The organism is Microbacterium ulmi, from assembly GCF_011759705.1.
GTDB lineage: Bacteria > Actinomycetota > Actinomycetes > Actinomycetales > Microbacteriaceae > Microbacterium > Microbacterium ulmi.
On record NZ_JAAOZF010000001.1, the window covers coordinates 348,763 to 367,761 of the forward strand.

The window sequence follows — 18,999 nt, forward strand, 5'->3', positions numbered from 1 at the left end:
GACGACCGCAGTCCGGGAAGCCGGATGCGAGGCCCCGCACACCACTGACCGTCGAGGATCCGATGCGCTGGAGAAGTCTGCTCGCCACGGCGTTCGCCGCCGCCTTCGCCGTCGCCCCGCTGGCGCCGGGTTCCGCCATGGCGGACGACGACACGTCGACGGTGAGCTGGTCCGTGCGGCCGAGCAGCGCGGACGGTCCCGACGGACGCGCGTGGATCGAGCTGGACGTCGACCCGGGCGAAGAGGTCGCGGAGCACCTGAGCGTGTTCAATTACGGAGACCGCGACGTGGACTTCCGGCTCAGCGCAGCCGATGGCTACTTCACCGAGACCGGACGCTTCAACATGCTGCCCGCGGATCACGAGTCCGTCGACGCAGGGACGTGGATCTCGCTGCAGACCTCGGTGAGCGTGCCGGCGAAGTCCGGGGTGACGGTGCCGTTCACCATCTCGGTGCCCGAGAACGCCACTCCCGGCGATCACCTCGCCGGTGTCGCCGCCTCCATCTCGTCGGCGGGGAGCGGCAATGTCGCCGTGGAGTCCCGCGTCGGCTTCCGTGTCCTCTCACGCGTGAGCGGCGAGTTGCAGCCTGCGCTCACCGCCTACGTGCTGGCGACATACGAGGGGTCCGTCAACCCGTTCGAGCCCGGAACCGCCGTCGTGGACTACGCCATCTCGAACACGGGGAACACTCGTCTGGCAGCGACCCCTGTCATCGCCGTGTCGGGCCCATTCGGTGCGTTCGCCCAGTCGATCCCCGGCGACGCCATCGATGAGATGGGCCCGGGCGAGACGCGCACGTTCCGGGTGGAAGTGCCGGACGTCTGGCCGCTCGGCCTCCTGTCCGTCGACGTGAGCGCCGACCCGCACGTCGTGCCGGCGGAGAGCGACACGACGCCGCTGCCGGCCGCGCAGAGCACGGCGCTGACGGCGGCGATCCCCTGGAGTCAGCTCGTCGTCGTCCTCGTCGTCGTTCTGCTCGTCTGGTGGTGGCGGCGCGATCGTCGTCGTCTTCGCCGCGACCTCCAGCGGCAGGTCGCTGAGGCGCGAGAGCAGGTGCGAACCGAGGGCGAGGGCAGAGCGAGCGTCGGTGTCGGCATCGCGGCCGTGATCGTCGCCGTCGGACTCATTCTCGCCGTCCCCGTGTCTGCGACGGCGGATACCGGAGCCGATGGGATCGTGATCGACATCGAGATCCAGCCTGTCGAGCCGCCCGAACGGGCTTCGACGGTTCCGCGGCTTCCGGCTACCGGCGCAGAGATCGATGCCTGGACGATCGCCGCGGGCGGGACGCTGTCGGCGCTCGGCGTCCTGCTCGTGGCCTCCCGCCGCCGGCGCACCGCTGCGCCGGATCGCTGAGCGCGTCGCCGTCAGCCGTGGGGAACGGCATCCCCTGGATTGCGATCGCGGACGAACCAGATCGCGCGGACGTCGACGTCGGACTCGTTCCAGAATCGATGCGGCAGACTCGAGTCGAACACGATCGAGTCCCCCGGCTCGAGAACGGCGACAGCGCCGTCGACCATGACGTTCATCCTGCCCGAGATCACGATCCCGTACTCGCGTCCCTCGTGCCTGATGTCCTCCGAGGGCGCCGTCGTGCCGGGTGAGTAGACGACCTCGAGAAACTCGGCATCCACCTCACCGGCCGCCGTCAGGCGGCTCCACCGGGGACCCGAGCTGAGCTTGATGGTCGGATGATCGGCGGCCCGCTGGATGATTCCGGCGACAGCGAGATCGCCGCCGGAGGACACACCCACGGCCACCGATGCGTGGGGGTTCGGCGGGTCGAGCAGCTCGTTCATCGAGACTCCGAGTTCACGCGCAACAGCGTACAGCGCGGGCACGCTGAACGCGCCGATCCCCCGCTCGACCTGCGACACGTGGCTCGCGGAGACGCCGATACGACGCGAGAGCTCGCGCACCGTCATCCCGGCGGCAACTCGGGCGCTGCGCACCCGCACTCCGACGGTGTTCCACGGGGTATCGAGATCTGGCATGACCCTCCTCGGAGCGAGAGCGTCAGCTCTCGGTGCGGCCGGGCAGCCGGCTCATGGCATCGAGCACGTCGACGGCGCTGCGCATCGTGCCGGAGGCGGCGACCCGCTCGTCGTCTCCTGTGGAGGAGCGACCGACGACGAACCAGACTCCCTCCGCCACGGCATCCGTGCGGTTCTGGTACAGGTGCGGACGCATCGAGTCGAAGCAGAACGAGTCGCCCGCCCGCAGCACGTATGTCTCGAAGTCGAGGCGCAGCGTGAGCTCGCCGCGGATCAGGTAGCCGTACTCGGTGCCCGAGTGGCGCATGTGGGTGTCGTCGATCGAGCTCGATGCGCCCGGCCCGTATGTCACGAGGAGCGAGTCGACGCTCGAGTCGATGACGGCGAGGCCGCGCCACGTGACACCGTTCTCCATCACGATCTCGGGCGCCGCCGCGGCGAGCTGGACGGGCTCGACGTGCGCGGAGCGCTTCGGCGCGTCGGCGGCGGCCTCGTGCCCGAGCACGTCGTCCACGGAGAGTCCGAGACACGTCACGATCGCCCACAGCGTGCTCACCGAGGGCTGCACCTTGCCCGTCTCGACCTGCGAGAGCAGGCTCGGCGAGATCTCGGCCTCGGCGGCGAGCGCACGAAGGCTGCGACCCTTCGCGATGCGGGCCGCGCGGATGCGGGCCCCCAGCTCTGCTGTCATCGGCGCCCCCTCTCTGACGGATCGAACGATATGAACAGTTGTATCGCGAGAATGAACACAGTACCTGGATGCCGGTTGTCCCGCGGCGCGTCAGTACGGACTCGCCACGAACAGCTGCTGCGCGGGGAACTTCGTGAGCACCTCGATGCCGTAGTCCGTGACGACGACCTCCTCCTCGATGCGCGCGGCGGAGAAGCCGTCGGATGCCGGGCAGTACGTCTCCATCGCGAAGACCATCCCCGCACGCAGCTCGACGGGGTCCCTCATGGAGTTGAGCCTCGAGATGATGGGCCGCTCGTGCAGGCCCAGCCCGAGTCCGTGCGCGAACTGCAGCCCGAACGCGGCGAGCTCGTTCTCGAAGCCGAAGTCCTCCGCGCGCGGCAGGACCGCGGCGACCTCGTCCGTCCCGACGCCGGGGCGGATCGCATCGAGCGCGGCATCCATCCACTCCCGCGCCTGCTCGTACGCGTCGCGCTGGCTCTCGGTGGCCCAGCCGACGCCGAACGTGCGGTAGTAGCACGTGCGGTAACCGTTGAAGGAGTGGATGATGTCGAAGAACGCCTGGTCACCGGGGCGGATGATGCGATCGGTGAAGTTGTGCGGGTGCGGATTGCACCGCTCCCCCGAGATCGCGTTGACGGCCTCGACCTGATCGCTGCCGTACTCGTAGAGCCGCTTGTTGGCGAGCGCGACGATCTCGTTCTCTCGCACGCCGGGCTTGAGCGCCTCCACGATGTCCTGGTAGACGCCGTCGACCATGGCCGCCGCCTGATTGAGCAGCATGATCTCGTCCTGGTTCTTGATGACGCGCGCGTCGAGCATGGACTGCTGCGCATCGGCGACCCGCACACCCTGCCGCTGCAGCTCGAAGAGGAACGGCGGCTCGACGATGTCGAGCCCGACGGGCGCATCAGCAAGGCCCCCTTCGCGCAGCAGCGACACGATCTCGCCGACGGCGTCGCGCATGAGACCCGCACCCTCGGGATCGACGGCGCCGCGGAAGCCCAGGAAGCCCGCGCGGTAATTCTCGTCGGGCACCCAGTCGGAGTAGATCTTGTGGTGGCGCACGGCGGAGCCGAAGTCCCACAGGATCGGGTCGCGTCCCCGCATGAGCAGGGCGTAGCGGATCATCTTGTCGCCGAGTGCACCTCCGATCCACGTCTGCGTCGTGTACCGGATGTTGTAGAAGTCGAACAGCAGGAACGCTCCGCACTCGCTCGCGTCGAGCGCCGCCTGGGCCCGCCCGAGCCGGTACCCGCGCAGGCGGTCGAAGTCGACTCGGTGCTCGTAGTCGACGCCGTTCTGCCCCGGCGCACCGAGAGGACGCACCCCCGGCGGCCGCGAGGGAGGCCGTTCGAACCTGCGACCGCCGTGGTCGTGGTGGGCGCTCATCAGATCGCCTCGAGTCCGTCAGCGACCTCTGCCTCCTCCGAGACGATGTCCAGGCCCGACCCTCGTGCGACCGTCAGGATGAGCGACGCGAAGTCCTGGTGGACGTTGCCGCCGCCGACCTCCTGTGCGACGAGATTGCGCGTCACGCTCGCGACGGGCATGACGACGCCGAGCTCCTTCGCCGCCGCGAGTCCGAGGTCGAAGTCCTTCTGCAGCAGGACGTTCGTGAACGTCGGCGCGAAGTCGAGATTGACGAGCGCGGGAGTCTTGTACCGCGTGAAGACCGAACCCATGACCGAGTCGTTGAGAAAGCCCAGGAACGCCTCGCGCGTGACACCCGCCTTCTCGGCGAGCACCGTGATCTCGGCGAGGGATTGGATGACGACGCCGAGGAACACGTTGTGCGCGATCTTCACGATCCGCGCGACCTCGCCGTCGCCGACGTAGGTGACGCTGCGGCCCCACGTGCGAAGGAGCGGCTCGGCGAGGTCGAACACCTCTCGGGGTCCGGATGCCGCAACGGTGAGCTTGCCCGCCGCGATGACCTTCGGATTGCCCGACACGGGAGTCGCGAGGAATCCCACTCCCCGCGCCTCGGCGGCCGCACGGACGAGTGCGCTCGCCTCGATCGAGACGGTGGACGCATCCGCGATCGCCGTGGGTGCACGCTGCGAGTCGCTGAGGAGTCCGTCGGGACCGAGCATCACGTGCTCGAGGTCGTTCGAGGCCGAGACCATGCTGAACACGACGTCGCGGTCGGCGAGGTCTGCGGGTCGGTCGACGATCGTCGCGCCGAGCTCCGCGAGCGGCTCGGCCTTCGCCCTCGTGCGGTTGTAGACGGCGACGTCGTAGCCGGCCGTGAGGAGGCGCTTGGCGAGCTGGGATCCCATTCTTCCGGCTCCGATCCATCCAACGGTCGGTGTGTTGTCTGTCATGTTCTCTCCTCGAGGGCTGGTGACGGTGGGGTGTCGCTCACGCGACCGGTGTCAGCGGTCAGCACGCCGGCGTCGAAGGTGACGTGGCCGCCCATGATCGTCAGATCGCTCAGGATCTCGCGCAGCTCGTCGTCGGCGCATGTCAGCGGGTCGAGGGTCGGCACGCACAGATCGGCGTCGTAGCCCGGCAGCAGACGGCCGCGGTGCCCCTGCTCGCCCGTGAACCACGCGGCGTCCCGTGTATATGCGGCCAGGGCGTCGCGCCGCGACATCCTGTGCCGCTCGGAGCGGATGCCGCGTCCGTCGAGGGACTCACCCGTCACGAGCCACCAGATCGAGGCCCACGGCGAGAACCAGTTCGCGCGCGTCGCGTCGGTGCCGCCGCCGATCACGATGCCGAGCTCGCGCATGTCGTCGATCCGCGGCGCCGACGTCACCGCCTCCTCGCCCCACGCCTCGACGTAGTCGCCGCCCTTGAGGACGAGCCTGTCTTGGACGAGGACGCCGGCGCCGAGGCGCGCGATCCGTTCGAGGCTCGAGCGCGAGGCCTCGTCGGCATGCACGATCGAGAAGCCTCGGCCCGCGACCTGCCCGCTCTCGCGCTCGACCTCTTCCCATGCGTCGAGGATGCGCCTGAGCGTCGCGTCGAGCACGGCATGGATGCTCATCCGCCAGCCGCGGTGCGCGCACAGCCGCACGATGTCGACGAGCTCGCGGTACGCGTCATCGCCGATCCGGAACGGGTCGAGGCCTTCCATGTCGTGACATCCGAGGTGGGGGATCTCGCCGACGCCGACGACCCGCAGCATCCCGTCGCCGCTGTCGGGCTGCACGAGCGTCGTCAGGGCGTCGATGTCCGCGACCTCACCGCCGCGGTTCCAGACGGAGATGAACAGGCGGTGGCGGACGTCGAGGCCGCCGCTGCGCCAGACCGCGTACAGAGGGTCGTAGTCGCGCGGCGTCACGAGCAGGCCGCCGCCGTCGACGACGCCCGTGAGTCCGTGCCGCGCGAAGACCGCGTTCATGGCGCGGATGCCCGCTCGCGAATCAGACGCCTCACCTGCAAGGGCCAGCGCCGTCGGGACGGCGAAGGCCCCGACGCCACGGACTTCGCCCGTCGGGCGCCCCGCGGCATCCCGGATCAGGTGTCCCTTGGGCGGGTCTGCCGACTCGTCGCCGAACCCGCAGGCGGCGAGCGCCGCCGAGTTCAGGATGCCGCGATCGTACAGCTCCTGCACGAACACCGGGTTGCCGGGCGCGGCCTCGTCGAGCTCGGCGCGCGTCGGGACGCGTCGCTCGGCGACCTGCGACGAGTGCCAGCCGCCGACGACGCTCACCCACTCGCCCGGTCCGCGCCGAGCGCATTCGCCCCGCACACGCTCGAGCGCCTCGTCGATCGAGCGCACGTCCTCCCAGTGCATCGTGCGATCCCACGACACACCGGCACGCACGGCGTGGATGTGCGAGTCGTTGAGCCCGGGGACGACGCGTCGTCCCTCGAGGTCGATGACGCGTGCCGCGAGCGCGATGTGCGGCGCGAGGTCGGCGTCGGTGCCGATCGCGACGACCCGGCCGCCCGCGATCGCGATGGCGTCGACATCGCTCGGGCCCTGCTCGGCATCCGCGAGGGTCAGGATCCGGCCGCCGTGCAGCACGAGGTCCACGAGCGGACGCTGTCGTGCGGCGGCGTCGGTGGTCACGCTGTCGGTGGTCACAGTGTCGCCCACGGCTAGATGCTGAGGTGGCGTTCGAGGAGCCGCTCGTCGGCACGGAGATCGGCGGGGGCGCCGGACCAGGCGATCGTTCCGGAGTCGTCGATGACGAGGACGTGCTCGACGATGTCGAGCGCGAGATCGACGTTCTGCTCGGCGACGAGGATCGACAGGCCGGAGGCGCGCAGGCCCTCGAGTCGGTCCTGGATGACGTCGAGGATGCTGGGCGCGAGTCCCTCGCTCGGCTCGTCCATGATGAGCAGCGTCGGATCGGTCATGAGCGCGCGTCCGATCGCGAGCATCTGCTGCTCTCCCCCCGACAGGGAGCGCGCCATCGAGGTGCGACGCTCAGCGAGCCGCGGGAAGAAGTCGAAGACGCGCTCGACGCTCCAGCGCTCGCCGGGCACGGCAACGCGCCTGCGGGGCACGACCGTCAGGTTCTCGAGAGTCGTGAGCGATCCGAAGACCCGCCGCCCCTGCGGGACGATCGCGATGCCCGCGCGAGCGATCCGGTAGCTCGGCAGGTGAGTGATGTCGACGCCGTTGTACAGGATCGTCCCGCTCGTGACGACGGGCGGACGCAGTCCGCAGATCGTCCGTACGAGTGTCGTCTTGCCCATGCCGTTGCGACCGAGGAGCGCGACGCTCTGTCCGTCCGCGATCTCGAAGTCGATGCCGCCCAGCACTCTCGCCGTCGCGTAGCCGGCGTGCAGTCCCGTGACCCGAAGACTCACTTCTTGTCGCGCCTTCCCAGATAGATCTCCTTGACGGTGGGATGCTCGCGCACCTCGTCCGGAGTGCCCGTCACGACGTGCCTGCCGTTCTCCATGCACATGACACGGTCGGTGAGGCCGAGCGCGAGCGTCATGTCGTGCTCGATGAGCAGGATCGGGAGCGTGCGGGGCAGCTCCTCGATCAGCTGACGAAGCGTCGCGCGCTCCGCGGCGGAGAGTCCGGCCGCGGGCTCGTCCAGCAGCAGGATGCTCGGGTGGCTCACGAGCGCCATCGCGATCTCGAGCTGGCGCTTCTCGCCGTGCGACAGGTCGGCGACGGTGTCGTCTCTGCGACCCGTGAGTCCGAGCGAGTCGAGCATGAGGATCGACTCGCGTGTCACGTCGTCGGTCATGCCCTGCGTACGCCAGAACGCGCGGGCCTTCGAGGACCCGCCGCGCGCTGCGACGCGCACGTTGTCGAGGACCGACATGTCGCGGAACAGATTCGACACCTGGAACGTCCGCCCGACCCCGAGCCGTGCGCGCGGCGCCGTGCTCATGTGGGTGACGTCGCGGCCGAACAGCTCGATCGTTCCCGTCGTGGGTGCGACATCCCCCGCGATCATCTTGAACAGCGTGGTCTTTCCGGCGCCATTGGGCCCGATCACGCCCATCCGCTCGCCGGCCGCCAGCTCGAGCGAGATCCCGTCGACGGCCTGGACTCCGCCGTAGCGCTTGCCGAGGCCCGTCACGACGAGCGCGGGGGCGGCGGCCCCGGACCCCCTCGGGTCCGGGGCCTTCGCCTGTGCGGTCGAGGTCAACTCAGATTCCTTGGAACTGCGCCGAGTAGTTCGGCTGTGCGAGCGCGTCCTCCGGAGTGCGACCGAGCCACTGGTCGACGTCCTCGAACGTCGCGATCGGCACGTTGTACAGGTTGCCGTCGTCGAACTTCTCGACCTCGCGGATGAACACGGGTCCGACCGTGTTGTTGTAGTCGTCCCACGAGACCCTGCCGAAGATGCTGTCCTCGAACGTGAACTCGGTGATGGCCGACACGAGGTCGGCGCCCGTCACGAGTCCGTTCTCAGCGAGCACCGAGGCCACGAGCGACGCTGTGATGTAGCCGCCTGCGACGTAGGCGCCCGGCACCTTGCCGTCCGAGAACTCCTTGTACGCGTCGATGAACTCCGTCACGACATCGCTGTCGCGACCCTCCGCCCAGTAGCTGACGGACTTCAGTCCGACGATCTGGTCGCCCATCGCGCGGAGGGTGCCCTGGTCTGCCGCACAACAGTTCAGGAGCAGCTTGTCCATGTCCTGGCCCAGGCCCAGGTACGCGTTGAGGAAGTTCGGTCCCGGGGCGCCGCCGGCCGTCGCGACGTAGACGAGGTCGGCGTTCGCCGCCTGGATCTGCGAGACGTAGGTCGAGAAGTCCGTCGTGGTGTTGGGGAACCAGATCTGCTGGACGACGTCTCCGCCGTTCTGCTCGAATCCCTGCGCGAAGCCGGCGCACGATTCCCACCCGAAGGCGTAGTCCGCGCACAGCGTGACGGCGGTCTTGAATCCGCCGTCCGTCGCGGCCCACTCGCCGCCGGGGAAGTTCGCCTGCGAGCCGCCCATCGATCCCGTGCGCACCGTCAGGTCGTTCGCGTTGCGCTGCGTCAAGTCGTCGGATGCCGCGACCGGCTGGAGGTTGGGGATGCCGACGCTCGCCGTGTACTCGGCGACCGCGAGCGCCGTGTTGGCCAGGAGGGGACCGACGATGACGTCGACGCCGTCCTGCTCGACGAGCTTGTGCGCCTTCGTGAGCGACGTCTCGGGGTTGCCCGCGTCGTCTTCGACGATCGTCTCAACGGTGACGCCGTTGACCTCGTTGCCGTTCGTGTCCCAGTACAGATTCCAGCCGTCCACCATCTCCTGCCCCGCGACGGCGAAGTTGCCCGTCGTCGGGGAGATGTAGCCGACCTTGAGCGTTCCGGTGGCCGTGGTCTCCGTGGGTTCGGGCGTCACCTCTTGCGAGGCTCCGGGAGGAGCACAGGCCGAGAGCGCGAGCATGGCCGCGACTCCCAGGCCGGCGACCGCTGCGAGGCGGCCGCGAGTCGACATCGTTATCGACTTCATGGCAGGTCCTTTCCATCTTGGTGCGTTGTGACTGCAGCGGACACGGCTGTGCCCTGTGGTGAGCCCGGATCGTCCCGGGACTCGGATGTCGCGCGCCGGCGAATCCAGTTGACGAGCTTGCGGACACTGCCCGCGATGCCGGCGCGCGCGAAGAGGATGACGAGGATGAAGATGAGTCCGAGGATCGTCGGCCAGCGGTCGACGTAGCTCGAGAGCACGTTCTCGACGAGCACGACGACGGCAGCGCCGATGAGCGGCCCGAGAAGCGTTCCCACGCCGCCGAGGATCACCATCACGATGAGGTGGACGGAGCGGTCGACGCCCGCCGAGGACGGGCTCATGAAGTGCGTGTTCCAGACCGCGAGCAGTCCCGCGAGACCCGCGACGGCGCCGGAGATCATGAACGCGCCGAGCTTGTAGGCGGGGACGCTGTAGCCGAGGCTGCGCATGCGGCTCTCGCTGTCGCGGACCCCCCGAAGGCTCGCGCCGAACGGCGAGCTGCCGACGACCCAAAGGCCTGCCGTGACGAGGACGAAGGCCCCGAGCACGACGTAGTAGTAGACCCAGTAGGAGTCCATCCACTCCGGTCGGTCGATGCCGGAGATGCCGTTCTCCCCTCCCGTCAGGGAGGAGAAGCGGAACGCGAGGCCGTAGACCAGCATGCCGACCGCCAGCGTCACCATGAGGAAGTAGATGCCGCTCGTGCGCATCGACAGAAGGCCGTAGGCGAGCGAGACGAGCAGAGTCATCCCGAGCGCGAAGAGCGCTTGCACGCCCGGGTCGAAGCCCTCGCGCGACGCCCATGCCACGCCGTATGCGGATGCCGCGGCGATGCCGGCGTGGCCGAGCGAGACCATTCCGCCCTGGCCCGCGAGGAAGTTGACGCTCGAGGCCAGGATCGCGGCGATGAGGATCGTCGAGGACAGCGTCACCGTGAAGCTCGTCGCGCCGAGGTACGGCAGCGCGATGCCTGCCGCGAGGAGGAGGACGAGGAGGATGAGGTTCACGGTCTGCGCGCGCCCCGGGCGCGGAGCGCCGAGGGTGCGGACTGTCCTGGTCTCGACGAGGCGATTGCTCATCAGGCGGCCTTTCCGAACAGGCCGGTCGGTCGCACCACGAGGACGATGGCCATCGGCAGGAAGATCGTGAAGTACGCGAGCTCGGGGATCCAGGCTTTCGCGAACGCGTCGATGAGGCCGATGAGAACGCTGCCGACGGCAGCGCCTGGGATGCTGCCGAGCCCTCCGATGATGATGACGACGAGCGCGTAGAGGAGCACTTCATTTTGCACGCCCGGCAGAATGCTCTGCATGCCGGAGCCGATCGTGCCGCCGATCGCGGCGAGCGCCGCGCCGACCACGAACATCCCCGTGAACACCCAGCGGATGTTGACCCCCATCGCCGTGATGATCTCGCGGTCGTCGACTCCGGCGCGGACGATCGCCCCGACGCGTGTGCGGTTCTGCACGAGGGCGAGGGCGATTCCAATGAGGAGTGCGACCCCGATGACGAAGATCCGGTACCAGGGGTAGGCGAAGGACCCGATCATGAGCGCGCCGGGGACCTTGACGGAGTTCGGCAGATTCTGCGGGTCGCCGCCGAAGATCGCGAGGCACAGGTCGGTGATGACGAACGAGACTCCGATCGTGAGCAGCACTTCGGGCAGCTCCTGCCCGCGCACGAAACGCAGGAGCACGACCTCGACGACGAAGGCCGTCACGCAGACGGCGACGACGGCGGCGATGAGGGCGACGAGCAGGTTGCCCGTCAGTGTCGCGACGACGACTCCGATGTAGCCGCCCAGCACGTAGAACGCGCCGTGCGCCATGTTCACGATGCGCATGAGGCCGAACACGAGCGTCAGCCCGCTCGCGAGGAGGAACAGGAGAGCGCCGAAGCTCAGACCGTTGAGCACCTGCTGCGCGAGGAAGACGGGTTCGAACACCGAGGTTTCAGACCTTCCACGTCGTCGGGGAGTTGCCTGCGGGAGTGCTGGTTCGTCCTAGTACAGCAAGGGGGGTGGATACTGTCAAGTGGCACTGCACAACGTTGAAGTAACAGTGCACACTCACCTTTGCGCAGAAACTCACCTTGCGCAGAACGTCAGCCACCGCGGACCGTGTAGCGTGCGCGCGAGATCGTCCCCGCGATCGCGAATCCGCTCGACACGGCGATCGAGGCGACGAAGAGTGTGGGGAATGCGTCCAGTCCCACCGCCACCGAGCCCAGCGCCGCGCCCGCCGCGCCGCCGAGCATGAGCGAGATGGAGAAGAGCGTCATGCCGAGCGCACGTGTCGCGGCCGCGGCATCCGTCATCCAGGTCTGCAGGGTCGTATGGGCCAGCGCCCACGAGGTCCCCATGAGCCCGGCGCCGACGAGCACAGCCACCGGCGAGACACCGGTCGCCAGCACGGTGAAGGCGGCGACGGCGCACGCGCCCCCGACCGCGATGAACGCGGCAGGGGGGATGCGGGTGATGACGGACTTCATGACCTGGCTGACGACGACGACCGCGACTCCGAACACCGAGGTGACGAGCCCCGACACGAAGACGTCCTCGCCCTCCTGCTGGAGGGCGACAGGGAGCAGGTTGTACACGCCGATGAGAAGGAGTCCCTCGACCGCCACGAGCGCGCACACACCGAGCCCCCAGCGGTTGCGCAGGAGCAGCCGCAGCTGCACGAGCACACGCTCCTCGTGCCGGTCCGCCGCGTCCGGCAGCCGCGAGATCGCCCACGCCATCGCGATGGTCACGACGGCGAATCCGCCGAAGATCGACCGCCATGACACGGCCGTCACGATCGCGCCGGACACGAGCGTGCCGAACCCGAGGGCGAGCGCCGTCGCCGTCGCGAGGTTCGACATCGCGGCAGGACGACGTTCGAGCGGGAGCGTGTCGCCGAAGTACGTGAGCACGGCAGCGAACGTCGCGGCGAAGGCGCCGCCCGACGCCGTGCGGGCGATGAGGAACCACGTGAGGTCGGGAGCGAGCGCGCTCCCGACGTTCGCCGCGGCGGCGATCGCGGTCGAGAGCCACAGCACGCGCACCCGCCCCCATCGCGTCGACAGCGGCCCCCACAGGATCTGCAGCAGCGAGTAGGCGAGCGCCTGCAGCGTGATGGCGGTCGCCGCGCCCGGAACCGTCGCCCCGAGGTCGCGCGCGATCGTGGGGACCAGCGGCAGGATCAGCGACCGGTCGAGCGTGGACCAGAAGATCGCGAACGTGAGGACGGTGGTCGGGTGCAGCATGCGGAGCGCCCATCGTCCCCGCACGCGAGACCGTTCCTCAGTCGTGGGCTTCTCCGCGGCCCTCGGGCGTGTTGAGGTGCGACTGGGAGTCTCGGATGCCGGGAAGCGGGCCGTTCACCGTGAAGTAGCGTCCACCGCCGGCGACGAGGAGATCCTCGGCAGGGAACTTCGTGATCACCTCGCAGCCGTCGGCCGTCACGACGACCTCCTCCTCGATGCGCGCCGCGCCCCACCCGTCGGCCGCGGGCCAGTAGGTCTCGAGGGCGAAGACCATCCCCTCCTGCAGCTCCTCGGGGTGCTCGAGCGAGGTGAGCCGCGAGAAGATCGGCTTCTCCCAGATCGAGAGGCCGACGCCGTGGCCGTACTGCAGGGCGAACGCCGCCTCCTCGTCGGGGAAGCCGAACTCCTGCGCCGTGGGCCAGAGCGTCACGATGTCGGCGGTCGTCGCGCCGGGGCGCACCGACGCGATCGCGACGTCCATGTACTCGCGAGCGCGCGTGTACGCGTCGACCTGGGCCCTGCTCGCCGAGCCGACCGCGAAGGTGCGGTAGTAGCACGTGCGATAGCCGTTGAAGGAATGCAGGATGTCGAAGAACGCGGGGTCGCCGGGGCGGACGGCGCGGTCCGAGTACACGTGCGGATGCGGCGCGCACCGCTCCCCCGAGATGGCGTTGACGCCCTCGACGTACTCCGAGCCCTGATCGTAGAGCGCCTTCGCGACGAGGCCGACGCACTCGTTCTCGCGCACGCCGGGGCGCAGGAACTCGTAGAGCTGGTCGTACGCGGCATCCACCATCGATGCGGCCGTCGTGAGGAGCGTGATCTCGTCCGGGGTCTTGATGCGGCGCGCCTCCATGAACACCTGCTGCCCGTCGACGACCTGGATGCCCTCCGCCTGCAGCGCGAACAGGACGGGGAGCTCGACGATGTCGACGCCGAGCGGCTCGCCGAGCAGCCCGAACTTCTCGAGCTCCCGGCGGATCTTGCGCGCCACCCCCTGCGCGATCCCGGCAGACGGGGGGAACGCGCCGCGCAGCGTCGAGATGCCGGCGCGCGCGCCCGACTCGAGCCGAGGGCTCGTCGCGCCGTGGTGCGGCGCGTGGGGATCGGCATCCGCCTCCATGTGGGTCTCGTGCAGCCACGGGTTCAGCAGCGCGTGATGCTTCGCGGCAGAGCCGAAGTCCCACACGATCGGGTCGGTCTTGCGCGTCACGAGACAGAAGCGGATGAGCTTGTCCATGGCCCACGTGCCGATGTGGGTCGCGGACGCGTATCGGATGTTGCCGAAGTCGAACGCGAGCACGGCCCCCATCGACGATCGCTCGAGCTCCGCGCGCAGTCGCGCGAGGCGCTCCTCCCTGAGCCGGTCGAAGTCGACCCGGGCTTCCCAGTCGACACCCATCGTGCCGCGCGTGGCGATGCTCATCTTCCACTCCACTTCATCTTCGTACGGTCGAATCGCCGGTGGCCGGCTCCGGCGGGATCACGTGATGCGCCAGCCCCGGTCCACGTTGAGGCTGTGGGCCGAGACGCCGCGGTTGAACAGGAGGAACTTCGCGGCATCCACGATGTCGGCCATCGTCGCGAGCTCCCCTCCCGGCGTGCGGCCCTGGTACCCCGCCAGCACTCCCTCGGGCTTGCCTGCCCAGAACGGGCTGTCGCCGATGATCCCGGGGTGCAGCGAGTTGACACGGATCGGCGCCAGCTCGTGCGCGAGCGTGTTCATGAGCCCGTCGACGCCGCCGTTGATCGTCGACACTGTCGTCGAGCCGGGATACGGGGCATCCTTCGCGCGACCGCCGAACAGCACGATGCCCGTGTCGACCGACGGCGTGAGGCGATCGAGCAGCGCGTGCACGGTCTCGGTGTAGCCGATCAGCTTGAGGGTGATGAGCCGGCGTGCCCGCGCGATGTCGTACTCGCGGATCGTGTTGGCGTCCCGTTCGATCGCCCCGAGCACGAGCCCGTCGAGCTGTTCGACGGAGGCGAGGCGCCCGGCGATCTCCTCGGGCTCCGAGACGTCGAGCGCGATGCCGCGGGCGTTCGGCCCGAGCTCGGCGGCGACGGCATCCGCCGTCGCCTGGCTGCGACTCGTGACGATCACGCGGTCGCCCCCCGCGATGAGATCCTTCGCGAGCTCGTTGCAGATCCCGGAGGATCCTCCCACGACGAGAATGACGCGTCCGCTCATAGCTCCTCCTCCAGATGTTCTGTCAAGTACTCCCAGTCCCGGGCGAACCGGTACGCGTGGCGCGGCGGCATCTGCGGCGACTGCGTCTCGAGCCACCGCACCGGCGCGCCGGTGGCGGCGAACGAGTGCACGCAGCCGACCCCGGCCCATGCGATGTCGCCCTCCTTCAGGAGGAACTCCTCGCCGTCGAAGGTCGCGATCACCTCGCCCTCCGTGATGAGGTACGCCTCCTCGAGGGGGTGGTCGTGGGGTCCGGCCTTGCCGTCTGGGTCGTACTGCACCATGAAGAGCGTCCCGAGCGTCGCGCCGAGATCGGAGTCGACCATCATCTTGAGCGTGATCCCGCTGTAGACGAGGAGGGCCGTGCGCATGCTGGCAGAGACGGCGAGCAGCTCCTGCGACTGCCTGGCCGGGTTCATGTGCTCCGTCGTGATGTTTCCGAAGGAGCGCGTGCGCGGGTCTCGGGTGTCGACGCGCACGGGCGTCGCGTCGGGGATCTCGGGCACGCGGTAGGTGTCGGATCCGTACCGCTCGCGCGCAGGCGGAGTGAACAGGTCCGCCCACGCGGCCTCGGCGTCGCCGACCGCGCGCCAGGCATGCGGCACGCCGATCGGGATGAGGCCGTAGTCGCCCGCGACGAGTCGCACCGTCGCTTCGGACGTTGCGAGCACGACCTCGCCCTCGAGGACGTGGAAGCTCTCCTCGAACGAGTGCACGTGCGCCGCGGTGCGGCCGCCCGGGGCCAGGCGAGTGATCCCGAAGTCGGTGTGCGCGGCGCCGTCGGCCTCGCCGACGGCACGCCAGCGCGTGAGGCCTTGCGCCCCGGGAGCCAGGGGGCCCGGATCGAGGTAGTCCGCCTCATCCCTTCGGCGGACGACGAATCTCGCCATGTGCTCCTCCTTGAGAACGGCATCGTCCTCGTTGACCGCGCAGGTTCGCGCTCGGACTGCTCCGCTGGACCGACGATCCGAGCGGATGTTCAGTGGTACTAAACTAAAGTGAACTGAAACTGCACGATGTTGTCAAGGCTCCGCGCCCGGCGATTCACCGGGCGTGGACCGCCGGTCTCGGCTCGGCGATCCACGGGTCGACGAGCGTCTTGATCTGCGTCGAGCTGCCCTCGAGCAGCGGTCGCAGAGCCCCGTCGAGCAGGAGATCGAGCGGCAGGACCTCGCTCGCGATGTCCGACCAGTCGGTGCGTGCCCCGAGGAGCCGGACGGCCTCGGGAAGGTCGTCGGCGATGACGTGAGCGACGGAGCCGACGATCGTGTACTCGCGCAGCGTCCACGATCCGAGGGGCACCGTGACCGGCTCCTTCTGCACGCCGACGGGCACGATGACGGCTCCCGGAAGGGCCGCCCCGAGCACGTCGGCCAGACCTGCGGGCGACCCGCTCACCTCGAACAGCACGTCGGCCTCGACGCCGAGGCTCGCCAGCACATCCGCGAGAGCCCGCTCTCCCGCGATCACGACGTCGCTCGCGCCGAGATCACGCGCGAGATCGAGCCGATCGGGCACACGGTCCAGCGCGATGACCCGCGCGCCCGTCGCGGCGGCGGCGAAGGTGATGAACGCGCCGATTCCCCCGACGCCCACGACGACGGCATCCTGCCCCGCCTTCAGGCCAGATCTGCGCACGACGTGCACCGCGATCGCCATGGGCTGAGCAAGTCCGAGGGTGTCGGACGCGAGACCCGAGTCCGACACGTCGAGCAGCGTTCGCGCGGGCACCACGACATATCCGGCAAGCCCGCCGTCCACCTGCAATCCCGCCGTGCGGTAGCGGCGGCACAGGTTCGTGCGCCCGGCGCGGCACGGCTTGCACTCGCCGCACGAGATCCCCGCGCCGCACACGACGGCGGCCCCGACGGGCGGCGTCTCGACCCCCGCCCCGACCGCCTCTACGACCCCCGCGAACTCGTGGCCGAGCGTGACGGGCGGTTCCGACAGCAGGCCGCGGCTGAACTCGGTCGCGTCCGTGCCGCACACGCCGCACACCGTGACGCGCACGAGGGCGTCGCCCGGACCCGGCTGCAGGATCGGCCGATCCTCCACCCGCAGATCGCCCACGGCGTGGAGGACGGCGGCCCTCATCGCGGTCACCCCGCCGCGCCGATGTCCAGCTGCGCGGCCTGCCTGCGCTCGATCATGCGGCCGAGGATCCGGTCGTAGACGGCCTTGTGCACGTCCGAATCGAGGTATCCCGTGAGTCCCTCCTCGTCATCGACCGTCGCCGCGACGACGTAGTCGGCGTCGCTCGGGCGCAGTCGCAGGTTCGGTCCGCAGTGGTAGCGGCGCAGCGACGGCACCTCGGCGGCCATCGCCGTCAGCTGCGCCGTGAGCTCGGCGACGTCCTGCGCGGTGACATCGTCCTTCCAGGTGAACATAGCGACGTGCAGGATCATCAGCCCTCCGATGCGGCGGTGACGTGGGCATCGCCCGACGTGTACTTGTAGGGGTTCTCGATCTCGGCATCCGGCTCGATCTCGGGGTGCATGTCGGCGAACCACCGGTCCTCGCCCAGCTGCGACCGGACGTGCTCGACGGATGCCGCGACCTTGTCGGCGATGGGCTTGAGCGGCAGGCCGATCCGCTTGCCCTCGTACTTGACGATCTTGCCGTTGACGACGACGGTGTGCACGTCGGCCGTGCCCGCCTGGTACACGACGTGCGCGTAGGGGTGCAGGATCGGCGTCATCGCGGGCGACTCGTCGTTCTTGATGAGCAGGAGGTCCGCCTTCTTGCCCGGCGTGATCGAGCCGATCGCGTCCTCCATGCCGAGCGCCTTGGCGCCGCCCATCGTGGCCATCCGCACGACGTCCTCCGCGCGGAGGCGGTTCGCGACGATCGTCTCGTTGCGCGCGTGGGCCTCGAGGTGGTCGCGCGAGCGGTCGGCGCTGAGGGTCGCCCGCATCGCGGAGAAGAAGTCGGCGCTCCACCACACGCTCGTATCCATCGAGATGGAGGCGGGGATGCCGTAGTGCCTGATCGCCCAGCTCGACGGGTAGCCCTGCCCCGCGCTCTGCTCCGACTCCGTCGCGACCGAGACGGTGCCGCCCGTCGCCGCGATCTTCTGGTAGCTCTGCTCGTTGAGGGAGCTCGAGTGGACGTACGTGATCGTGTCGTCCATGACGCCGGCGTCGTACATCTGCGTGATGCCGGTGTCGGTCGTCGCTCCCCACACGCCCGCGTGCGTCGTGACGCGCAGGCCGAGCTCGCGCGCGGCCTGGAACGCGCCGAGCTCGGGGAACTCCGGCGACCCCGGCACGTCGAACGCGAGCGCGAGTCCCAGCATGTCGTCGGGCGCGTTGAAGTTCTTCGTCACGAAGTCGCGGAACTCGGGACTGTTCGACCACTCCCACGGCGCACCGAGGTAGTTGCCGTAGGCCAGCACGAAGCGCCCGGGGATCTCGCGGAAGGCCTGGATGGCGGCCTCGCCGTACTCGGGGCTGCGCAGTCCGTGCGACCAGTCGAGCGTCGTCGTGACGCCCGTGTCGACAGACTCGAGCGCGCTCAGGAGGTTCCCCGCGTAGACGTCCTCGGGGCGGAAGACCTGCCCCCACTGCAGGTAGTAGAAGACGAAGTACTGCGTCAGTGCCCAGTCTCCGCCGTAGCCGCGCAGCGCGGTCTGCCACATGTGCCTGTGCGTGTCGATGAAGCCGGGCGTGATGATGCCGCCCGTCGCGTCGATCTCGAGCGTGCCCTCAGGCACCTCGAGCTGCGGTCCGACGGCCGTGATCGTCTCGCCCGTGACGAGGACGTCGCCGCCCTCGATGACGCCGGGCGAGTCGACCGTGATCACGGTCGCATTGCGGAAGACGATCGGCCTGCCTGCGACGAAGTCCTCGGCGCGGGGGGCGGCGGCCGGCTCGGGTGTGCTCATTGTTCTCCCCTTCGAGAATGTTCAGCATTGATTTACACTCTCTACCGGATGCCCGGCGATTTCAACAGTCTCGACCCCTGTCGTGTTCAGCAGGGCTTTAGCCCGAAGGAGGG

18 protein-coding genes are annotated in these 18,999 nt (G+C 69.2%); 1 reads left to right on the forward strand and 17 read right to left on the reverse strand.

Annotation, left to right across the window (positions count from 1 at the left end):
• Positions 1-62 precede the first annotated feature (62 nt).
• On the forward strand, positions 63-1,358 hold the full coding sequence (locus tag FHS08_RS01655) for a COG1470 family protein (protein WP_167034880.1): 1,296 nt from the start codon (positions 63-65) through the stop codon (positions 1,356-1,358).
• Positions 1,359-1,369: 11 nt separating this feature from the next.
• Here FHS08_RS01655 and FHS08_RS01660 read toward each other — a convergent pair whose 3' ends face one another.
• From FHS08_RS01660 to FHS08_RS01740, 17 genes are all read right to left on the reverse strand, one after another.
• Positions 1,370-1,999 carry a helix-turn-helix domain-containing protein gene (locus tag FHS08_RS01660; RefSeq protein ID WP_167034882.1) on the reverse strand — a complete coding sequence of 210 codons (630 nt, stop codon included), beginning with the start codon at positions 1,997-1,999 and terminating at the stop codon, positions 1,370-1,372.
• A gap of 22 nt (positions 2,000-2,021) precedes the next feature.
• Positions 2,022-2,690, reverse strand: coding sequence for a cupin domain-containing protein (locus FHS08_RS01665; protein ID WP_167034884.1), 669 nt, complete (start codon positions 2,688-2,690; stop codon positions 2,022-2,024).
• 90 nt (positions 2,691-2,780) lie between these two features.
• Positions 2,781-4,082: a M24 family metallopeptidase gene (locus FHS08_RS01670; RefSeq protein ID WP_167034886.1), complete on the reverse strand. Its 1,302-nt coding sequence runs from the start codon at positions 4,080-4,082 to the stop codon at positions 2,781-2,783.
• Positions 4,082-5,017 (reverse strand): NAD(P)-dependent oxidoreductase, encoded by a 936-nt coding sequence (locus FHS08_RS01675; protein WP_167034888.1) that lies wholly within the window; start codon positions 5,015-5,017, stop codon positions 4,082-4,084. Before FHS08_RS01675 ends, FHS08_RS01670 begins: the two co-directional genes overlap by 1 nt.
• The gene (locus FHS08_RS01680; RefSeq protein WP_167034890.1) at positions 5,014-6,744 is read right to left on the reverse strand and encodes an amidohydrolase family protein; all 1,731 of its coding nucleotides are present in this window, start codon (positions 6,742-6,744) and stop codon (positions 5,014-5,016) included. Before FHS08_RS01680 ends, FHS08_RS01675 begins: the two co-directional genes overlap by 4 nt.
• 2 nt (positions 6,745-6,746) lie before the next feature.
• On the reverse strand, positions 6,747-7,463 hold the full coding sequence (locus tag FHS08_RS01685; RefSeq protein WP_167034892.1) for an ATP-binding cassette domain-containing protein: 717 nt from the start codon (positions 7,461-7,463) through the stop codon (positions 6,747-6,749).
• Complete coding sequence (locus FHS08_RS01690) at positions 7,460-8,263, reverse strand: ABC transporter ATP-binding protein (protein ID WP_167034894.1); 804 nt, start codon at positions 8,261-8,263, stop codon at positions 7,460-7,462. Before FHS08_RS01690 ends, FHS08_RS01685 begins: the two co-directional genes overlap by 4 nt.
• Position 8,264: 1 nt before the next feature.
• Positions 8,265-9,563: an ABC transporter substrate-binding protein gene (locus FHS08_RS01695; protein WP_167034896.1), complete on the reverse strand. Its 1,299-nt coding sequence runs from the start codon at positions 9,561-9,563 to the stop codon at positions 8,265-8,267.
• Positions 9,560-10,642, reverse strand: a complete 1,083-nt coding sequence (locus FHS08_RS01700) for a branched-chain amino acid ABC transporter permease (RefSeq protein WP_167034898.1) — start codon at positions 10,640-10,642, stop codon at positions 9,560-9,562. Before FHS08_RS01700 ends, FHS08_RS01695 begins: the two co-directional genes overlap by 4 nt.
• On the reverse strand, positions 10,642-11,508 hold the full coding sequence (locus tag FHS08_RS01705; RefSeq protein WP_167034900.1) for an ABC transporter permease subunit: 867 nt from the start codon (positions 11,506-11,508) through the stop codon (positions 10,642-10,644). Before FHS08_RS01705 ends, FHS08_RS01700 begins: the two co-directional genes overlap by 1 nt.
• Positions 11,509-11,666: 158 nt before the next feature.
• Positions 11,667-12,812, reverse strand: a complete 1,146-nt coding sequence (locus FHS08_RS01710; RefSeq protein ID WP_167034901.1) for an MFS transporter — start codon at positions 12,810-12,812, stop codon at positions 11,667-11,669.
• A 37-nt stretch (positions 12,813-12,849) separates the two neighbouring features.
• A complete protein-coding gene (locus FHS08_RS01715; protein ID WP_167034903.1) occupies positions 12,850-14,238 on the reverse strand; it encodes a M24 family metallopeptidase in 1,389 nt (462 codons plus the stop codon).
• Between the two features lie 57 nt (positions 14,239-14,295).
• Positions 14,296-15,003 carry an SDR family NAD(P)-dependent oxidoreductase gene (locus tag FHS08_RS01720; RefSeq protein ID WP_167034905.1) on the reverse strand — a complete coding sequence of 236 codons (708 nt, stop codon included), beginning with the start codon at positions 15,001-15,003 and terminating at the stop codon, positions 14,296-14,298.
• Positions 15,000-15,893 (reverse strand): cupin domain-containing protein, encoded by an 894-nt coding sequence (locus tag FHS08_RS01725; protein WP_167034907.1) that lies wholly within the window; start codon positions 15,891-15,893, stop codon positions 15,000-15,002. Before FHS08_RS01725 ends, FHS08_RS01720 begins: the two co-directional genes overlap by 4 nt.
• Positions 15,894-16,047: 154 nt before the next feature.
• On the reverse strand, positions 16,048-17,097 hold the full coding sequence (locus FHS08_RS01730) for a zinc-dependent alcohol dehydrogenase (protein ID WP_243847322.1): 1,050 nt from the start codon (positions 17,095-17,097) through the stop codon (positions 16,048-16,050).
• 5 nt (positions 17,098-17,102) lie between these two features.
• Complete coding sequence (locus FHS08_RS01735) at positions 17,103-17,408, reverse strand: Dabb family protein (protein WP_167034910.1); 306 nt, start codon at positions 17,406-17,408, stop codon at positions 17,103-17,105.
• Positions 17,408-18,886, reverse strand: a complete 1,479-nt coding sequence (locus FHS08_RS01740) for an amidohydrolase family protein (protein WP_167034912.1) — start codon at positions 18,884-18,886, stop codon at positions 17,408-17,410. The genes FHS08_RS01735 and FHS08_RS01740 overlap by 1 nt, the downstream gene beginning before the upstream one ends.
• Positions 18,887-18,999 lie beyond the last annotated feature (113 nt).

Excerpts from the sequence above, each read along its gene's own strand:
- FHS08_RS01700 (WP_167034898.1), bottom strand. The coding sequence starts at position 10,642 with ATGAGCAATCGCCTCGTCGAGACCAGGACAGTCCGCACCCTCGGCGCT.
- FHS08_RS01710 (WP_167034901.1), bottom strand. The coding sequence starts at position 12,812 with ATGCTGCACCCGACCACCGTCCTCACGTTCGCGATCTTCTGGTCCACG.
- FHS08_RS01725 (WP_167034907.1), bottom strand. The coding sequence starts at position 15,893 with ATGGCGAGATTCGTCGTCCGCCGAAGGGATGAGGCGGACTACCTCGAT.
- FHS08_RS01720 (WP_167034905.1), bottom strand. The coding sequence starts at position 15,003 with ATGAGCGGACGCGTCATTCTCGTCGTGGGAGGATCCTCCGGGATCTGC.
- FHS08_RS01660 (WP_167034882.1), bottom strand. The coding sequence starts at position 1,999 with ATGCCAGATCTCGATACCCCGTGGAACACCGTCGGAGTGCGGGTGCGC.
- FHS08_RS01735 (WP_167034910.1), bottom strand. The coding sequence starts at position 17,408 with ATGATCCTGCACGTCGCTATGTTCACCTGGAAGGACGATGTCACCGCG.
- FHS08_RS01695 (WP_167034896.1), bottom strand. The coding sequence starts at position 9,563 with ATGAAGTCGATAACGATGTCGACTCGCGGCCGCCTCGCAGCGGTCGCC.
- FHS08_RS01740 (WP_167034912.1), bottom strand. The coding sequence starts at position 18,886 with ATGAGCACACCCGAGCCGGCCGCCGCCCCCCGCGCCGAGGACTTCGTC.
- FHS08_RS01715 (WP_167034903.1), bottom strand. The coding sequence starts at position 14,238 with ATGAGCATCGCCACGCGCGGCACGATGGGTGTCGACTGGGAAGCCCGG.
- FHS08_RS01730 (WP_243847322.1), bottom strand. The coding sequence starts at position 17,097 with ATGAGGGCCGCCGTCCTCCACGCCGTGGGCGATCTGCGGGTGGAGGAT.
- FHS08_RS01655 (WP_167034880.1), top strand. The coding sequence starts at position 63 with ATGCGCTGGAGAAGTCTGCTCGCCACGGCGTTCGCCGCCGCCTTCGCC.
- FHS08_RS01665 (WP_167034884.1), bottom strand. The coding sequence starts at position 2,690 with ATGACAGCAGAGCTGGGGGCCCGCATCCGCGCGGCCCGCATCGCGAAG.
- FHS08_RS01670 (WP_167034886.1), bottom strand. The coding sequence starts at position 4,082 with ATGAGCGCCCACCACGACCACGGCGGTCGCAGGTTCGAACGGCCTCCC.
- FHS08_RS01675 (WP_167034888.1), bottom strand. The coding sequence starts at position 5,017 with ATGACAGACAACACACCGACCGTTGGATGGATCGGAGCCGGAAGAATG.